Origin of the sequence: Dongia deserti, from assembly GCF_003574735.1 — a bacterium.
In the GTDB taxonomy this organism is placed as follows: domain Bacteria; phylum Pseudomonadota; class Alphaproteobacteria; order Dongiales; family Dongiaceae; genus Dongia_A; species Dongia_A deserti.
In genome coordinates this window covers 20,624-37,330 of record NZ_QORW01000020.1, presented here as the reverse complement: position 1 = coordinate 37,330, position 16,707 = coordinate 20,624, and the positions used below count along the sequence as shown (strand labels likewise).

The window sequence follows — 16,707 nt, the reverse complement described above, 5'->3', positions numbered from 1 at the left end:
GAGACATCTGGGGCGGGCGATCGGTATTCCGCGGGTCGCAGGCCGCGGTAGGGTTTTAGTTGGAGTAGTACATCTGGTACTCGATCGGGTGCGGCGTGTGCTCGAGGGCATACACCTCTTCCCACTTGAGTGCCGAGTAAGCCTCGATGAAGTCCTTGTTGAACACGTCGCCCTTGAGCAGGAAGGCGTGGTCGGCCTCCAGCGACTGCAGCGCTTCGCGCAAGCTGCCGCACACGGTCGGCACGTCAGCCAGCTCTTCCGGCGGCAGATCGTAGAGGTTCTTGTCCATCGGGTCGCCCGGATGGATCTTGTTCTGGATGCCGTCCAGGCCCGCCATCAGCATGGCCGAGAAGGCCAGGTACGGATTGGCGAGCGGATCGGGGAAGCGGACCTCGACGCGCTTGCCGTTCGGGCTCGCCACGTACGGAATGCGGCAGGAGGCCGAGCGGTTGCGCGAGGAGTAGGCCAACAACACCGGAGCCTCAAAGCCGGGGATCAGGCGCTTGTAGCTGTTCGTTGTCGGGTTGGTGAAGGCGTTGATGGCCTTGGCATGCTTGATAATGCCGCCGATGTAGTAGAGCGCCGTCTCGGACAGATCAGCATAGCCGTTGCCCGCGAACAGCGGCTTGCCACCCTTCCAAATCGATTGATGCACGTGCATGCCCGAGCCGTTGTCGCCCTTGACCGGCTTCGGCATGAAGGTCGCTGTCTTGCCGTAGGCGTGTGCGACGTTCTTCACCACGTATTTGTACTTGATCATCGCGTCGGCGCAGTGCACCAGCGTGCCGAATTTCACACCCAGCTCATGCTGGCTCGGCGCGACTTCGTGGTGGTGCTTCTCCACCTCGACACCCATGGCGGCGAGGGTGGAGAGCATCTCCGAGCGCAGGTCACCGCCCGAATCCAGCGGCGCTACCGGGAAGTAGCCGCCCTTCACCTTCATGCGGTGGCCGTGGTTGCCTTCTTCGAACTTCTTGCCGGAGACGTACGGTCCCTCTTCGGAGTCGAGATAGACATAGGTCTCGTTCATCTTGACGTCGTAGCGGACGTCATCGAACACGAAGAACTCCGCCTCTGGGCCGAAATAGCAGGTGTCGCCGACGCCGGAACTCTTCACATAGGCTTCCGCCTTCTTGGCGATCGAGCGCGGGTCGCGACCGTAAGCCTGACCGGTCAGCGGCTCGGCGACGTCGCAGAAGATGACCAGCAGCTTCTGGGCGGAGAAGGGGTCCAGCACCGCGGTGTCGCAGTCCGGCATCAGCGTCATGTCGGATTCGTTGATGGCCTTCCAGCCCGTGATCGACGAACCGTCGAACATCACGCCTTCGGTCAGGAATTCCTCGGTGATGGTCGACACGTGATGCGCCAGATGCTGCCACTGGCCCATGGGATCGGTGAAACGGAAATCGACATACTGGATCTCTTCCTTCTTGATGAGATCCAACACTTTTCTGACGCTCGACATGATACCTTCCTGATCTCTGAAGATGATTGACTAGTCCGGCGGTCAGGCCGCCGGTGCCCCCCACAACGGGTTCTGGTTAGATCGCTTCCGGGCCGCGTTCGCCGGTGCGGATGCGGATCGCTTCCTCGACGTTCAGTACGAAGATCTTGCCATCGCCGATGCGTCCGGTGGCGGCCGCCTGGCGGATCGCCTCGATGGCACGCTCCACCATGTGGTCCTCCACCACGACCTCCAGCTTCATCTTGGGCAGGAAATCGACGACATACTCCGCTCCGCGATAGAGCTCGGTATGGCCCTTCTGCCGGCCAAAGCCCTTTGCCTCGGTGACGGTCAAGCCCTGAATGCCGACCTCGTGCAGCGCGTCCTTCACTTCGTCGAGCTTGAACGGCTTGATGATGGCTTCGATTTTCTTCATTTGAACACCTGAATGGCCTGCGACCAACCGCGTATCAGCAAGGGTCATGCCAAGCGACAACGCGGGTCAACACCCAGCTTTGCGCCATTTTTGGGCCATGTCCAACGCCCTCTTTGCCCAAGATTTGTGCGACTGTGCCTGCAATTTGGGCAGATGCGCTATCGCGCCCAGATCGCTTCTCGGCGCCGCTCCAGAAAGCCCCGGACGGCCGGATCGGATTCCAGTCCAATCGCCAGCTCGTACGCCCGATCCGCTTCCGCCGCTGCGCCGGACCGGGCGAGCAATCCGGCCCGCGCCGCCCAGTACGGCTGATACGCGGCCAACTGCCGATGCGCGTGCAATGCGTCGAGTTCAGCCAAGCCCGCCGCCGGGCCGCGCGTCTCGGCGATTGCGATCGCGCGATTGACCGCCACCACCGGCGATCGGGTGAGGGCGAATAGCGCATCGTAGAGTTGGGTGATGGCATCCCAATCGGATCGGCCGGCGAGGCGACGCACCACGTGAGCGGACTGGATCGCCGCTTCCAGCTGATACCGCCCGAGTGCGCCCTTCATGCTGGCGGCGCGCAGCAGCGTTTCCGCTTCAGTGATGAGTGCCGCGTCCCAGACCGCAGTGTCCTGCTCTTCCAGTGGGACATAGTCGCCTTGGGCATCGCGCCGCGCTGCTCGCCGTGCTTCGGCATAGAGCATGAGCGCGAGCAGACCGAGTGCCTCCGGCTCGTCCGGCAGCAGCGACGCGACGAGCCTGCCCAACCAGATTCCCTCTTCGGCCAGGTTGCGCCGCTTTGCTTCCGTGCCGACGGGATCGGACCAGCCTTCGGTGAAGGTGGCGTAGATTGCTTCCAGCACCGCGTCCAAACGTTCCGGCAGATCGGCGCGCTCGGGAGTGCGAAACGGAATGCCCGCTATCGCAATCTTCTGCTTCGCGCGCACCAGGCGCTGACTCATCGTTGCCGGTGCCACCAGGAATGCCGATGCGATGGTTGCCGCATCGAAGCCGAGAATGGTCTGCAGGATTAGTGGCGCGCGAATGGAGGCATCGATTGCCGGATGCGCGCAGGCGAACATCAGCGACAGGCGCTCATCGGGAATCTCCGATGCGTTCGTCATGCGGCCTTCAATCTCTTCGGCCATCAGGCGCAGGTCGGTTGCGGCGGCATCGCAGGTGTGGCGGCGCCGCGCGGCATCGATCGCTTTGCGCCGCGCCACCGCCAGCAGCCACGCTTCGGGTCGCCTGGGAGTTCCATGTGCTGGCCATTCGGCGAGCGCGGCGGCGAAGGCATCCGACAGGGCGTCCTCCGCCGCTGCAACATCGCGCGTGCGCGCGGCAAGAAAGGCGACCAGCTTACCATAGCTCCGGCGCGCGATGGCTTCCGCCGCCACGTGGCCCGGCTGCTCGCCCTGCCTTGTCGTCACGGACCTACTTACTGCATCACCCAGACCGGCCGGACCTCGACCGTACCGGAGCTGGCGCCAGGGCAGCGCGAGGCCCAGGACAGGGCGCTGTCCATGTCGGGCACATCGATGAGGTAATAGCCGGCCAACTGCTCCTTGGCCTCCGCGTACGGGCCGTTCACCACATTGGTCTTGCCGTCGCGGATGCGGATCGTCGTGGCGTTGCTCGTGAACTGCAGGCGATCGCTGCTCAGCAGAATGCCCGCCTTCTTCAGCGCCTCGGTATAGGCGAAATAGGCCGGCAGCATCTTGCTGGCGTCCTCCTTGGGGATCGCGCGCATCTTCTCTTCGTCACCGTAGATCAGCAGCATGTATTTCATGATCATCTCCTGGCCGTTGCTGCGGCGCCCATGCACCGCCGGCTCAATGACGTTCGACCGCGGCGGATTTCGACAGGGCACGCAAACTTTTCTTCGTCCCGGTCTTTCCCCAATCCCGCCGCATTCTAGCCGCAGCGTGGCGGTAGTGAAGTCCGGTCTACGGTAAGACAGGGGACATCGATGTTTCGGACCTGCGTCATGGCGCTGGCGCTGCTGGCGGCTGCCCTCGGCGCCTGCAGTTCGCGCTCCATCTCGAATTCCGGCTATCAGGAGGACGGTTATTACGGCAGGAACGCCTTCTATCAAGGCGAGATCGACGAGCTCGACCTGTTTGTTCCGCAAGAGCGCGACCAGAAGTTCGGCGGCGACATCAAGGCCGCCCTGGCGGACAACCGTCCCGTCGCGGCCGAGCTTGGCAAGCCGCTGCTGGTCGTGCAATCCGGTGCTTTGGTGCCGGATGAATTCATGACTGACGCGCTCAAGCACCACTTCCAAGTGTCACCGTTCTCCGGCGTTCCAAGCCGGCCCGCTTACCCGCATGCCAACACGGCCAGCACCGCGCAGCCGGGCTCATTCGGCGAACGGCTCCGCCTGGCGGCCGCACAGGGTGGCTATCGGCATATCCTGGTCTATTGGGGTGAACTGGAAGCTCTGCGGTCAGGCGGCGTCACCAAGGCCATCTCGTGGGTTCCGATTGTCGGTGCTGTCGTTCCGGATGAATCGCAGGACATGCGCATCCGGTTGAAGGCGGCGATCATCGAGGTGGAAACTGGCCGCTGGCGCATGATCCTGCCGGAGTCGATCGAAAACAGCGCGATCAGCGCTTCCATCAATCGTGCGAGCTCCGATCAGGGCCAAGTGGAGAGGCTCAAGGCCGCCGGCTACGCCAAGCTCGCCGATATGATCGTCGCGGAGGCGGGTGCAGCATCTCCCCCCAGCTAGTAGCTGGCCGGCCATATCGCTTGCTGTCACTTCCTGACAGTGCCCTTTCTACGCAGGGTACGGTAACACCGCTGCCCAGGTAGTCGGTGAGAACATCAGGAGGATCCGATGCCAGACGAAGCTCTTTCGAAGGCACTGTTCCGCGCTCTGTTGGCGCTGCGCATTACGCTCGGCTTGTTCCTGCTGCAGTGGGGCGTTGAGAAGTTCGTCGTGCCCCAGTCCAACATCATGATCTGGAGCCACTTCTACGGACTGGATGTGTCGCAGACGCTCGGTTACGTGTTCGGCGCAGCGGAGATTGCCATCGCACTCTGCATGATCCTGGGCCTGTTCCGCACCGTCGTCTACGGCGCCGCCTTGGCCCTGCACACGATCACCGTGCTGGTGACGTGGCGCGAACTCATCAATCCCTGGGGCGATCCCATCAATCACTTGTTCATCGCGGGCGTGCCGGTGCTCGGCGGCTTCCTGGCGCTGTTCCTGCTGCGCCACTGGGACCGCAGCGTGTTCGCCAAATAAGAAATGGGCCGGATTGCGCCGGCCCATTTCTTCCCAAGCTGTTGCCTGAGTTTACTCCGCCGCTTTGCGGTGCTGCTCCAGGAAGCCGCGCATGCGGCGCATCGCTTCGGCGATGTTCTCCAGGCTGTTGGCGTAGGAGATGCGCAGATAGCCTTCGCCGTAGGAGCCGAAGCTGGTTCCGGCAATCGAGGCAACGCCCGCTTCGTCGAGCAGGCCGACTTCCATTTGCTTCGACTTGAGGCCTGTATTCTTGATGTTGGGGAAGGCATAGAACGCGCCGAGCGGCGTGATGCAGGAGACGCCGGGGAGCTTGTTCAGTTCGGTGACGACAAACTTCCGGCGCTCGTCGAACGCCTTCATCATCTTGTCGATTTCGCCGCGCGGACCCGTCAAGGCCGCGATGCCGGCCCATTGCGCGGCTGCGTTCACGCAGGAATGCACATTGATGCAGAGCCGCGTCGCGTGGTCGATCAGCGATTTCGGCCAGACTGAATAGCCCATGCGCCAGCCGGTCATCGCGTAGGTCTTGGACCAGCCGTCCAGAACGATCAGCCGGTCAGCGATCTCCGGGTACTTCAGGAGGCTGGTGTGCACGTTCCCGTCATAGAGCATCTCGGAATAGATTTCGTCCGACATGATGGCCACATTGGGATGCTGCGCGAGGCCGGCGACCAGCTTATCGATCTCCGCCTTCACGCAGATGCCGCCGGTCGGGTTGGCGGGCGAGTTGATGATGATGAGGCGCGTCTTTGGTGTGATGCGCGACAGCACATCCTCCGCCTTGAAGCCGAAGCCGTTCTCTTCGAGCAGCGGCAGCGGCACCGGCGTCGCGCCGACGAACTTGATGACGGATTCGTAGATCGGGAAACCGGGGTTGGGATAGATGATCTCGGCGCCAGGCTCGCCGAACATCGAGATCGCGAAATACATGGTGACTTTGCCGCCCGGCACGATTAGCACGTTGCCGGGATCGACCTCCACGCCGTGGCGGCGGTTGAGGTCGGCGGCGACCGCTTCGCGCACCTGGGCGATGCCGTTGGCCGGGGTATAGCCGTGATGTCCGTCCTTCAGCGCCTTGATCGCGGCCTCGACGATGTGGCCCGGCGTCTGGAAGTCCGGCTGGCCGATCGACAGGCTGATGATGGACTTGCCCTGGGCCTCCAGCGCCTTGGCGCGCGCCAGGACCTCGAACGCGGATTCGGTGCCAAGGCGGCTCATGCCGCTCGCCAACTGAAGCATCTCTTGTTTCCTCTTCGCAGTCCTCGTTGCGGTCATGGGGCCCGCCGCCGGTGGTCCCCTTAGTCAGCGGCGGATTTTATGGACTTGGCCACGGCCGATGGCTGTCCCCGCCGACAGGAATTTGCGGAATGGCGACAGCAGCCATGTCGTTGAAAGGGAAGTTCACCAAGCCCAACTATCGCCCAAACCCTTGACCGGGCGGGCTCCCTGGTTTAGACCCCCGGCGCGGTGGCGGGTGTAGCTCAATTGGTTAGAGCACCAGATTGTGGATCTGGGGGTTGCCGGTTCAATCCCGGTCACTCGCCCCAAATTTCCTTTCCTTAGCCGGCCATAGGCGACGGTTATGCTACATGCCGGCGATGCAGGTCAGGCATGAAGTTTCCGCGTGACTCCCGGGGAAAGCTGGGATACCTTCCTGCGCCTGTCGGTCGCAGGCTGACAGTGCGTTTTCGAGTTGGCGCGAGCCACGGTCCAAGTTCTGGGATGACACGGTCTCTGGGTCGCCTCAAGAGCGATCCGTCGCTGAAAGATCAGCAGAAAAGGCAGGCTTTCGGGGCCTGCCTTTTTTGCTGATCCTCGGGCACGCTGAATTCCTTCTGGTCTCTCCCTTCACCCTGCGGTAGAATCTGACCAATTGGACAAGTCTCGGGATGCCAGCCTGAGCAGTCCCACCGGAAAAATTGAAGGGGAGGTCAGCACATGTCCCTGCTGATTCGTGGCGGCACCGTCGTGACGGCCGAAGGCAGCGCGCGCGCCGATGTCTATTGCGCCGACGGCGTGATCAAGGCGGTTGGTCCCAATCTGGATGCGCCCAGTGGCGCCCGCGTCGTCGACGCCGGCGGGCAGTATGTGATGCCAGGCGGTATCGATCCGCATACCCACATGCAGCTGCCCTTCATGGGCACGGTGGCGAGCGAGGATTTCTTCACCGGCACGGCCGCGGCCGCGGCCGGCGGCACCACCATGATCATCGACTTCGTGATCCCGGCGCCGCAGACCTCATTGCTGACCGCCTATGATCAGTGGCGCGAGTGGGCGCAGAAATCCTGCCAGGACTATTCCTTCCACGTCGCCGTGACCTGGTGGAGCGATGAGGTCTATCGCGACATGGGGACGCTGGTGAAGGATCGCGGCGTCAACAGCTTCAAGCACTTCATGGCGTACAAGAATGCCATCATGGTGCCCGATGAGAATCTGGTGAAAAGCTTCGCGCGCTGCCAGGAGCTGGGCGCCATTGCCACCGTGCATGCGGAGAATGGCGAGCTGGTGTTCCATCTGCAGCAGGAGATCCTGAAGCGCGGCATCACCGGTCCCGAAGGTCATCCGCTGTCGCGCCCGCCCGAGGTGGAGGGCGAGGCTGCCAACCGCGCCATCCGCATCGCGCAGGTGCTCGGTGCGCCGCTCTACATCGTGCACAATTCCTGCAAGGAATCGGTCGAAGCGATCATCCGTGCGCGGCTCGAAGGTCAGCGCGTCTATGGCGAGGCGCTCGCCGGCCATCTGCTGATCGATGATTCGGTCTATCGCCATCCCGACTGGAACTATGCGGCCGCACACGTGATGAGCCCGCCGTTCCGGCCGAAGGAGAACCAGGAATATCTGTGGCGCGCTTTGCAATCAGGCAACCTGCAGACCACCGCCACAGACCATTGCTGCTTCTGCGCTGACCAGAAGGCGATGGGTCGAACCGACTTCACCAAGATCCCCAACGGCACCGGCGGTGTCGAAGACCGCATGTCGGTGTTGTGGCACCACGGCGTCGGCACCGGCCGCCTGACGCCAAGCGAGTTCGTGAAGGTCACCTCGACCAATGCGGCGCAGATCTTCAACATCTATCCGCGCAAGGGCTCCGTCAGCGTCGGCGCCGACGCGGATCTCGTCGTCTGGGATCCGGAAGGGTCGCGCACGATCTCCGCGAAGACGCATCATCAGAAGGTCGACTTCAACATCTTCGAAGGCATGAATGTGAAGGGCATCCCGAGCCACACGATCAGCCAGGGCAAGGTGGTGTGGGAGAAAGGTCAGCTGAATGTCGAGCAGGGCGCGGGCCGCTACATCAACCGTCCGCCGTTCCATTCCATGTTCGAAGCGTTGGCCAAGGTGAATGCAGCACGTTCGCCGCGATCCGTCCCGCGCAAAGCCGCGCAATAATTGCAGTCCTCCTCCCCTTGAAGCGGCCGGCGTTTCGCCGGCCGTTTTGTTTTTCGCCCGGCGAGAATTGCCGTCACCAATCGTATGATAAAAGCAGGATATCGAGGCCGCGGTTTTTGCCTGTCAATTCAACGGCGCGCGGCTTTACGTCCTCGAAATAGGACCGCGCTTGACTCGGTACAAGAAAACTGTGGACACTTTGGCTTGCCGACGGCCTGAGGTTTTTTGTTCCGGTCGGCAAACGTTCGGGGCGTCGCTCGCGAGAGTACCTCGCCGCAAGGCGAGGAAAAGTGGGGCTCGATTGCGATGTGCCGCGGGATATTCGACGTCGGATCGATCGATTTGATGATGGAGTGTTCATCGCCCATGCAGGGACACCAAGGCCGAAGAGCCTTTGTGGCGCTGGGTGGGGGTGATGACCCGAACGAGGGGCCAGCTTAAGGGATCAGGCTGGGCGGCCTTTGGGTGTGGCTGCTAGATGAGGGGAAAGCACACATGAGTAACGTCGACCAAAACCATATTCGCAAGGAACTCGTTCGGTTGAGCAAGATGGCGCGAGAACTGCGCATGCAGGAAGTCGCGCACTTTATCGACGTTGCCGGAGAGGTGGCGTCGGAAATGATGATGCGCAAGGCTGACAGATCCAAAGTGACGCGGCACTGAACGCTTGTGACGTCGCCGCGGCTTTCCGCGGCGACGTCTCTTTATCCTGCTCAGATTTGAGTCGGCGGCGTCAGGCCGCATCCGCGCAGGATGATCTCCGTCACCTGGCGTGCGACGGCCTTGTATTCCTGCGGTGATAGTTGCTCCTTGCCCAGCACGGCCGAGATCTGCGAGGCGAAATCGGCATAGGTCTGCGTGCTGGCCCAGATCATGAACAGCAGATGCTTGGGGTCGATGTCGCGCATCTTGCCAGCGGCGATCCAGCCGCGGATCACTTTGGCCTTCGTATCGACCCAGGCGCGCAGCTCACTGCCGAGATATTTCCCGAGATGCGGTGCGCCGTGGATGATCTCGTTGGCGAACACGCGTGATGGGATGGGCCGCTCGCGCGCCAGTTCGACCTTGGCGGTGATGTAGTGGGCGAGGGCCTGCGCCGGATCGGCATCGATCGTGATCTCGTCCGCGGTGTGCAGCCAAGTGTTGACGATGCCGGTCAGCACCTGCTGATACAGCTCTTCCTTGGTGTTGAAGTAATAATGCAGATTGGCCTTGGGGATCGCCGCGCGGCGTGCGATCTCCGCGGTGGTGGCGCCGTTGAATCCCGCCTCGGCGAAAACCGATTCCGCGGCCTCCAGAATGCGCCGCTCGATGCTGGCCCGGCTGCGCTGCCGCACGCCGCCCCCGTTGCCGACGTCAGCGTTCACTTGATCGCTTACTGCCAAAACACCTGATCTCCTCTTGATATCGTTTCATATTGGACTCCCTCCCGGCGATGAAGGGAAGAAAAAACTTGATCATTCGGTCAGAAAAATCTTGATCAATTGGTCAAATCTCCGCACACTGCTCGTGGACTAAGCCAGTGTCGGTTCAGGGGCCGCGTGGCGGACCTCGAGCCGGAGTGAATTTGTGGCTGAGACCCATGGGAGGGGTTGATGACGCAATCGGCAACACCGGACATTGCCGCCGGCCGCCTGCGGCCGGATGAGATTGCCGCCAATTTCGAGGACATCAAGCCGCCGCTCGATCGCAAGAAGGCGCTGATCGAAAGCAGCCGCTGCTACTTCTGTCACGACGCGCCGTGCGTCGAGGCCTGCCCGACCTCGATCGACATCCCGAACTTCATCCGCATGATCAACACCGGCAACACGCTGGGCGCGGCGGAGAAGATCCTGGAAGCCAACATCCTCGGCGGCATGTGCGCGCGGGTCTGCCCGACGGAGATTCTGTGCGAGGACAAGTGCGTGCGGAACACGTCGGAAGACAAGCCGGTCAATATCGGCATGCTGCAGCGGTTTGCTGTCGATCATCTGATGGAGAACGGACGCTATCCCTTCACGCGCCAGGCGCCGACCGGTAAGCGCGTCGCGGTCGTCGGCGGCGGGCCCGCAGGTCTCTCCTGCGCGCACCGGCTGGCGATGCTCGGGCACGATGTCACGATCTTCGATGCCAGGGACAAGCTGGGCGGCCTCAACGAGTACGGGATCGCCGCCTACAAGACAGTCAATAACTTCGCGCAGGCGGAAGTGGACTTTGTCCTCTCCATCGGCGGCATCAGCGTGAAGACAGGCCAGGCACTCGGCCGCGACATCACACTTGATCAGCTCCGCCGCGACTTCGATGCGGTGTTCCTGGGCCTCGGCCTCTCAGGCGTTAATGCACTAGGCTTGGAGGGCGAGGAGCAACTATCCGGCGTCATGGATGCGGTCGGATACATTGCTGACCTGCGCCAGGCATCGGACAAGGGCAAACTAAAAGTCGGCCGCAAGGTCGTTGTGATCGGTGGCGGCAATACCGCGATCGATATCGCAGTGCAGACCAAGAAGCTTGGCGCCGAGGATGTGACGCTCGTTTATCGCCGCGCGCCGGAGAACATGAGCGCGACCTGGCATGAGCAGGAGTTCGCGCAGATCAACGGCGTCAAGATCAAGCACTGGGCGCGCCCCGTCCGCTTGATCGGGCACAACGGCGCGGTCAAGGAAGTGGAGTTCGAGCGCACCGCGCTGGATGACCGCGGCCGCCTGGTCGGCACCGGCGACACCTTCGCGATCCCGTGCGATCATGTGTTCAAGGCGATCGGGCAGAAGTTCGTGAAGGATCCGGTCAACGGCAAGGCCCGTGAGTCGCTCGATCTGGCGGACGGCAAGATCGCGGTGAATGAGGAAATGAAGACCTCGCTTGCCAATGTCTGGGCCGGCGGCGACTGCGTCGCCAGCGGCACCGATCTTACGGTACAGGGCGTCGAGGACGGTAAGGTCGCCGCCCACGCGATCGATCGCACTCTCCGCGGCGCGAAATAGCGAACGGCTGGAAAGGGAGAACCGACATGGCCGACCTTCGCAGCAACTTTCTCGGCATCAAGTCGCCCAACCCGTTCTGGCTGGCATCCGCGCCGCCGACGGACAAGGAATACAACGTCGTGCGCGCCTTCAAGGCGGGCTGGGGCGGCGTCGTGTGGAAGACCCTGGGCGAGGATCCGCCGATCGTGAATGTCAGCTCGCGCTATGGCGCGCTGCATTCCGCCGACCAGCGCATGATCGGCTTCAACAACATCGAACTGATCACCGACCGCCCGCTGGACGTGAACCTACGCGAGATCAAGCAGGTGAAGCGCGATTGGCCGGATCGCGCCGTCGTCGTCTCGCTGATGGTGCCCTGCACGGAGGAGGCCTGGAAAGGCATCCTGCCGCTGGTGGAGGATACGGGCGCCGACGCGGTCGAGCTCAATTTCGGCTGCCCGCACGGCATGTCGGAGCGCGGCATGGGATCGGCGGTCGGCCAGGTGCCGGAATATGTCGGCATGGTCGCCAAGTGGTGCAAGCAGCACACGCGCATGCCGGTGATCGTGAAGCTGACGCCCAACATCACCGACATCCGCAAGCCGGCACGCGCAGCCAAGGAGGGCGGCGCCGATGCCGTCTCTCTCATCAACACCATCAACTCCATCACCTCGATCGACCTTGACATCATGGCGCCCACGCCGACGGTGGACGGCAAGGGCACCCATGGCGGCTATTGCGGCCCGGCCGTGAAACCAATCGCCATGCACATGGTCGCGGACATCGCGCGCGATCCGGATACCTTTGGTTTGCCGATCTCCGCCATCGGCGGCATCGCTAACTGGCGCGACGCGGCGGAGTTCATCAGCCTGTCGGCCGGGACGGTGCAGGTCTGCACCGCGGCGATGCATTACGGCTTCAAGATCGTCGACGACATGATCTCCGGCCTCACGCACTGGATGGACAGCAAGGGCTACGCCACCATCGAGGACTTCCGGGGCAGGGCGGTGCCGAACGTCACCGACTGGCAGTTCCTCAACATCAACTACAAGAGCATCGCCCGGATCGACCAGAACAAGTGCATCAAGTGCGGGCTCTGCCACATCGCGTGCGAGGACACCTCGCACCAGTCGATTGCCAAGATCAAGGACAACGGCACGCGGCGGTATGAGGTGATCGAGGCGGAATGCGTGGGCTGCAACCTATGCGCCCATGTCTGCCCGGTGCCGGACTGCATCAGCATGGTTTCGGTTGATACAGGCAAGCCCTATCTCAACTGGACGCAGGATCCGCGCAACCCGATGCGCAAGGCCGCGGAATAGTCTAGAGTGCGCGCAAGATCAGGAAACAGGATCAGGGAAGGCGCCCGCGAAGCGGGCAACAGACAGGGAGATAGGGGGCAGAAATGCTGTTTTCACGTCGTAATGTCCTGCTCGCGACGGGCGGGATCGCTGCCGTTTCCGCGCTCGGCACTCTGCCGCGTCGGAGTCTGGCGGCGGGCAAGATCAAGACTGCCGCGATCTACACCGTTCCGGTGGAGCAACAATGGGTCAGCCGCATCCACAAGGCCGCGACTACAGCGCAGCAGCGCGGCGACATCGAATACACCTTCTCCGAAAAGGTGGCGAACACCGACTATGAGCGCGTGATGCGCGAATATTGCGAAGCCGGCCATCAGCTGATCGTCGGCGAAGCCTTCGCGGTGGAGGATGCCGCCCGCGCCGTGGCGCGGGACTATCCCGATCGCGCCTTCCTGATCGGCTCCAGCTTCAAGCCTGACGAATCGGTGCCGAACTTCGCCGTGTTCGACAACTATATCCAGGACGCCTCGTACCTGACGGGCATCATTGCTGGAGCCATGACCAAGAAGAAGAACATCGGCATGGTCGGCGGCTACCCCATCCCGGAAGTAAACCGGCTGATGAACGCATTCATGGACGGCGTGCGAGAGACGGCGCCGGACACCAGGTTCCAGGTGGCGTTCATCGGCTCCTGGTTCGATCCGCCGAAGGCCAAGGAGACGGCCTTCGCCCAGATCGATTCCGGCGCCGACGTGATGTATGCCGAGCGCTTTGGCGTCTCCGATGCCGCGAAGGAACGCGGCGTGGTGGCGATCGGGAATGTGATCGACACGCAAGCGGACTATCCCGACACCGTCGTGGTGTCGGCCTTGTGGCACTTCGAGCCGACGCTCGATGCTGCCATCAACGCGGTGAAGGCCGGCAGCTTCAAGGCCGAGGACTACGGCGTCTATTCCTTCATGAAGGCGGGCGGCTGCAGCATCTCGCCGCTCGGCACCTTCGAAGGCAAGGTGCCGGCCGAGGCAATGGCCATGGTGGCGGAGAAGGAGAAGGCCATCAAGGACGGCAGCTTCACCGTCGAGATCGACGACAGCGAGCCCAAGTCGGGCTGAGAGTAATTTCGCTTGTTGCCAGCGCTTGATGAGCCCCTTCCCCCCTTGTGGGGGAAGGTTGGGATGGGGGGTGACGCCGCACGACTGTCGGCAACCAATGACGAATTGCTGGCCATCTCAGAGCAACGTAGAGCGCAGAGAACCCATTCGAATGCTCGTGCGGCGTCACCCCCCATCCAGCTTCGCCTAGGCTCACTGCCTTCGCCAAGGCTCCGCATCCTTCCCCCACAAGGGGGGAAGAGGTGTCGCTATGCCGTCTGAATCGACTCAACCCCCGAACCCGGCGAACGAAATCGTCCTCCGACTGAGCGGCATTACCAAGCGCTTCGGCCCGCTGGTGGCGAACGATGCGATCAGCCTCGATCTGCATCGCGGCGAGGTGCTGGCGCTGCTCGGCGAGAACGGCGCCGGCAAGACCACGCTCATGAACATCCTGTTCGGCCATTACGTGGCCGATGAGGGCAGCATCGAAGCATTCGGAGAAGCCCTGCCACCGGGCTCGCCCAAGGCAGCGCTGGCACGCGGCATCGGCATGGTGCACCAGCATTTCACCCTGGCCGACAATCTGACCGTGCTCGACAACGTAGTGCTGGGGACTGAGCCGCTGTGGCGCGCTCGCTCAAGACATGCTGACGCGCGGGCCAAACTCGCAAGGCTGTCGGAAACCTTCGGCCTGCTCGTCAGGCCTGACGCGCGGATCGCCGATCTATCGGTCGGCGAACGGCAGCGCGTGGAGATCCTGAAGGCGCTCTACCGCGACGCCCGCATCCTGATCCTGGACGAGCCGACCGCCGTTCTCACGCCGCAAGAAACCGAGGCCCTGTTCGCCACGCTTAAGAAGCTGGTTGAACGTGGCCTCGCCATCATCTTCATCTCGCACAAGCTCCATGAGGTGATGGCGGTCAGCCGCCGCATCGTGGTACTGCGCCAGGGGAAGCTGGTGGCAGAGCGGCGCACCGCCGAGACGGACCGTCACGAACTGGCCGAGCTGATGGTTGGCCGCCCGATCCCTGAACCGAAGGTCGAGCCGATCCCCGTTGGCCCGGTCGCCCTGGCTCTGAAGGCCGTCACGCTGGCCGGCGAGGGGCATCCGCGCCTGCAGGAGGTCTCGCTCGAACTCCACGGCAACGAGATCATCGGCATCGCGGGCGTGTCCGGAAACGGGCAGGGTGCGCTCGCGGATGTCATCAGCGGCATTGTGAAGCCGAGCAACGGTTCGCTTACCCTGTTCGGGCAGGAGATCCACCATTTCGATCCCGCCTGGATGGTCTCCTCCGGCGTCGCGCGCATCCCCGAAGACCGGCACGCGGTCGGTGTGGTGGGCGATCTGTCCTTGGAAGAGAACGTCATCTCCGCGCGCTATCGCGAAGCGCCCTTTTCGAAACGCGGCCTGATCGACTGGAGGGCCGTCCGCGACTTTGCGACCCGCATCATCGCGGACTACGACGTGCGCTGCCCAGGCCCGCAGGCCGCGACGCGGCTCCTCTCCGGCGGCAACATGCAGAAGCTGATCCTGGGCCGCGAGATGGCGCGCGATCCCCGCATCATCCTCGCCAACCAGCCGACTCGCGGCCTCGATATCGGCGCGGTGCGCTATGTGCATCAGCAGCTCTTGAAGGCGCGAGCCAGCGGCGCCGGAACCCTGCTGATCTCGGAAGATCTCGATGAGCTGCTCACGCTCTCCGACCGCATCGTCGTGATGTATCGCGGCCGCATGTCGGCGCCGATGGCGCGCAAGGACGTGACCATCCGTCACCTCGGCCTGATGATGGCCGGTCACGGCTTCGGCGGGGAAGCCCATGCGGCTTGAACCGCGCACCGAACCGACGCGCAGCATCTGGGTGATCGCGCCGCTCGTCGCGATCGCGGTGAGTTTTCTCGTCGCGGCGGTCCTGGCGCTTATCGGCGGCGCTTCGCCGCTTTCCGTGTTCGCCGCCGTGGTCAGGGGCGCTGCCGGAACGCAATTTGCGTTGGTCGAAACGCTGACGCGCGCGACGCCGCTGATCTTCACCGGCCTCGCGGTTGCCGTCGCCTTTCGCGCCAAGCTGTGGAATATCGGCGCGGAGGCGCAGCTCTATGCGGGCGCGATCATGACCGTGGTGCTCGGCACGGGCGCGCTACCGCTGCCGGCGCAGATCCTCGTCCCGATGATCATGGTGGCCGCCATGATGGCCGGCGCGCTGCTCCTGCTCGGGCCGACCTATCTGAAGACGCACTTCGGCGTCGACGAGGTCGTGACGACCCTGCTGCTGAACTTCATCATGATCCTGTTCGTGAGCATGCTGCTTGACGGACCGCTCAAGGATCCGATGGGCCTGGGCTGGCCGCAATCGAAGAGAGTCATCGCCGATGCAGCCCTGCCCAAATTGATCCAGGGCAAGCGCCTGCACTTTGGTTTCATCATCGCAATCGGGGCGGCGCTTATCGTCTGGTTCATCAATGCGCGAACGACCTTCGGCTATGAGATGCGCACGGTTGGGTTCAATCCACGCGCCGCGCGCTTCGCCGGCATCCCGGTGAACTGGGTGATGGCGAAGACGGCGTTGCTCTCCGGCGGTCTTGCGGCACTCGCTGGTGTCAGCGAAGTGGCAGGCCTCAAGGGCAATCTCACCCTCGATCTGTCGCCGGGTTTCGGCTACACGGGCATCGTGGTCGCCATGCTGGCGGTGTTGCATCCGGTCGGCGTGATCGCCGCCGCGATCTTCGTCGCCGCCATGTTCGTCGGCGCGGACGCCATGAGCCGCACGGTCGGCGTGCCCAACTACATCGCCAACGTGATGGTCGCGACCGCCCTGCTCACCATGGTGACGGCCATGCTGTTTACCCGCTTCCGCCTGAAGCTGAGGTAGG

The 16,707-nt window shown here is 63.0% G+C and carries 15 protein-coding genes and 1 tRNA gene; 10 read left to right on the top strand and 6 right to left on the bottom strand.

Annotated features, from left to right (window positions below; translation table 11 throughout):
• Positions 1-55 precede the first annotated feature (55 nt).
• From glnA to DTX69_RS24480, 4 genes are all read right to left on the bottom strand, one after another.
• Entirely contained in the window at positions 56-1,465 is a 1,410-nt protein-coding gene (gene glnA, locus DTX69_RS24495; protein ID WP_119304212.1) for a type I glutamate--ammonia ligase, read from the bottom strand.
• 76 nt (positions 1,466-1,541) lie between these two features.
• Positions 1,542-1,880, bottom strand: coding sequence for a P-II family nitrogen regulator (locus DTX69_RS24490; RefSeq protein ID WP_119281141.1), 339 nt, complete (start codon positions 1,878-1,880; stop codon positions 1,542-1,544).
• Positions 1,881-2,038: 158 nt separating this feature from the next.
• Positions 2,039-3,295, bottom strand: a complete 1,257-nt coding sequence (locus DTX69_RS24485; RefSeq protein WP_119304211.1) for an RNA polymerase sigma factor — start codon at positions 3,293-3,295, stop codon at positions 2,039-2,041.
• Positions 3,296-3,303: 8 nt separating this feature from the next.
• The gene (locus DTX69_RS24480) at positions 3,304-3,654 is read right to left on the bottom strand and encodes a YciI family protein (protein ID WP_119304278.1); all 351 of its coding nucleotides are present in this window, start codon (positions 3,652-3,654) and stop codon (positions 3,304-3,306) included.
• Between the two features lie 180 nt (positions 3,655-3,834).
• On the opposite strand from DTX69_RS24480, the gene DTX69_RS24475 reads away from it, so the two are divergent.
• On the top strand, positions 3,835-4,596 hold the full coding sequence (locus DTX69_RS24475; RefSeq protein WP_162917526.1) for an aminopeptidase: 762 nt from the start codon (positions 3,835-3,837) through the stop codon (positions 4,594-4,596).
• Positions 4,597-4,704: 108 nt separating this feature from the next.
• Complete coding sequence (locus DTX69_RS24470; protein ID WP_119304209.1) at positions 4,705-5,115, top strand: DoxX family membrane protein; 411 nt, start codon at positions 4,705-4,707, stop codon at positions 5,113-5,115.
• Between the two features lie 51 nt (positions 5,116-5,166).
• On the opposite strand, the gene DTX69_RS24465 is transcribed toward DTX69_RS24470, so the two are convergent.
• Positions 5,167-6,354 (bottom strand): pyridoxal phosphate-dependent aminotransferase, encoded by a 1,188-nt coding sequence (locus DTX69_RS24465; RefSeq protein WP_119304208.1) that lies wholly within the window; start codon positions 6,352-6,354, stop codon positions 5,167-5,169.
• A 231-nt stretch (positions 6,355-6,585) separates the two neighbouring features.
• On the opposite strand from DTX69_RS24465, the gene DTX69_RS24460 reads away from it, so the two are divergent.
• From DTX69_RS24460 to DTX69_RS24450, 3 genes are all read left to right on the top strand, one after another.
• A tRNA-His gene (locus tag DTX69_RS24460) sits at positions 6,586-6,662 on the top strand.
• Positions 6,663-7,053: 391 nt separating this feature from the next.
• Entirely contained in the window at positions 7,054-8,505 is a 1,452-nt protein-coding gene (hydA, locus tag DTX69_RS24455; RefSeq protein WP_119304207.1) for a dihydropyrimidinase, read from the top strand.
• A 495-nt stretch (positions 8,506-9,000) separates the two neighbouring features.
• Positions 9,001-9,168 (top strand): hypothetical protein, encoded by a 168-nt coding sequence (locus tag DTX69_RS24450; protein WP_162917525.1) that lies wholly within the window; start codon positions 9,001-9,003, stop codon positions 9,166-9,168.
• Positions 9,169-9,218: 50 nt separating this feature from the next.
• Here the strand turns inward: DTX69_RS24450 and DTX69_RS24445 are convergent, their stop codons facing one another.
• Positions 9,219-9,872: a TetR/AcrR family transcriptional regulator gene (locus DTX69_RS24445; protein ID WP_119304205.1), complete on the bottom strand. Its 654-nt coding sequence runs from the start codon at positions 9,870-9,872 to the stop codon at positions 9,219-9,221.
• A gap of 228 nt (positions 9,873-10,100) precedes the next feature.
• On the opposite strand from DTX69_RS24445, the gene DTX69_RS24440 reads away from it, so the two are divergent.
• From DTX69_RS24440 to DTX69_RS24420, 5 genes are all read left to right on the top strand, one after another.
• A complete protein-coding gene (locus DTX69_RS24440) occupies positions 10,101-11,465 on the top strand; it encodes an NAD(P)-dependent oxidoreductase (protein ID WP_119304204.1) in 1,365 nt (454 codons plus the stop codon).
• Between the two features lie 26 nt (positions 11,466-11,491).
• Positions 11,492-12,766, top strand: coding sequence for an NAD-dependent dihydropyrimidine dehydrogenase subunit PreA (gene preA, locus DTX69_RS24435; protein WP_119304203.1), 1,275 nt, complete (start codon positions 11,492-11,494; stop codon positions 12,764-12,766).
• A gap of 83 nt (positions 12,767-12,849) precedes the next feature.
• Positions 12,850-13,857: a BMP family protein gene (locus tag DTX69_RS24430; protein WP_119304202.1), complete on the top strand. Its 1,008-nt coding sequence runs from the start codon at positions 12,850-12,852 to the stop codon at positions 13,855-13,857.
• A gap of 250 nt (positions 13,858-14,107) precedes the next feature.
• Positions 14,108-15,667, top strand: a complete 1,560-nt coding sequence (locus DTX69_RS24425; protein WP_119304201.1) for an ABC transporter ATP-binding protein — start codon at positions 14,108-14,110, stop codon at positions 15,665-15,667.
• Entirely contained in the window at positions 15,657-16,706 is a 1,050-nt protein-coding gene (locus tag DTX69_RS24420) for an ABC transporter permease (protein WP_119304200.1), read from the top strand. The genes DTX69_RS24425 and DTX69_RS24420 overlap by 11 nt, the downstream gene beginning before the upstream one ends.
• The last annotated feature ends 1 nt before the right edge of the window (position 16,707 follow it).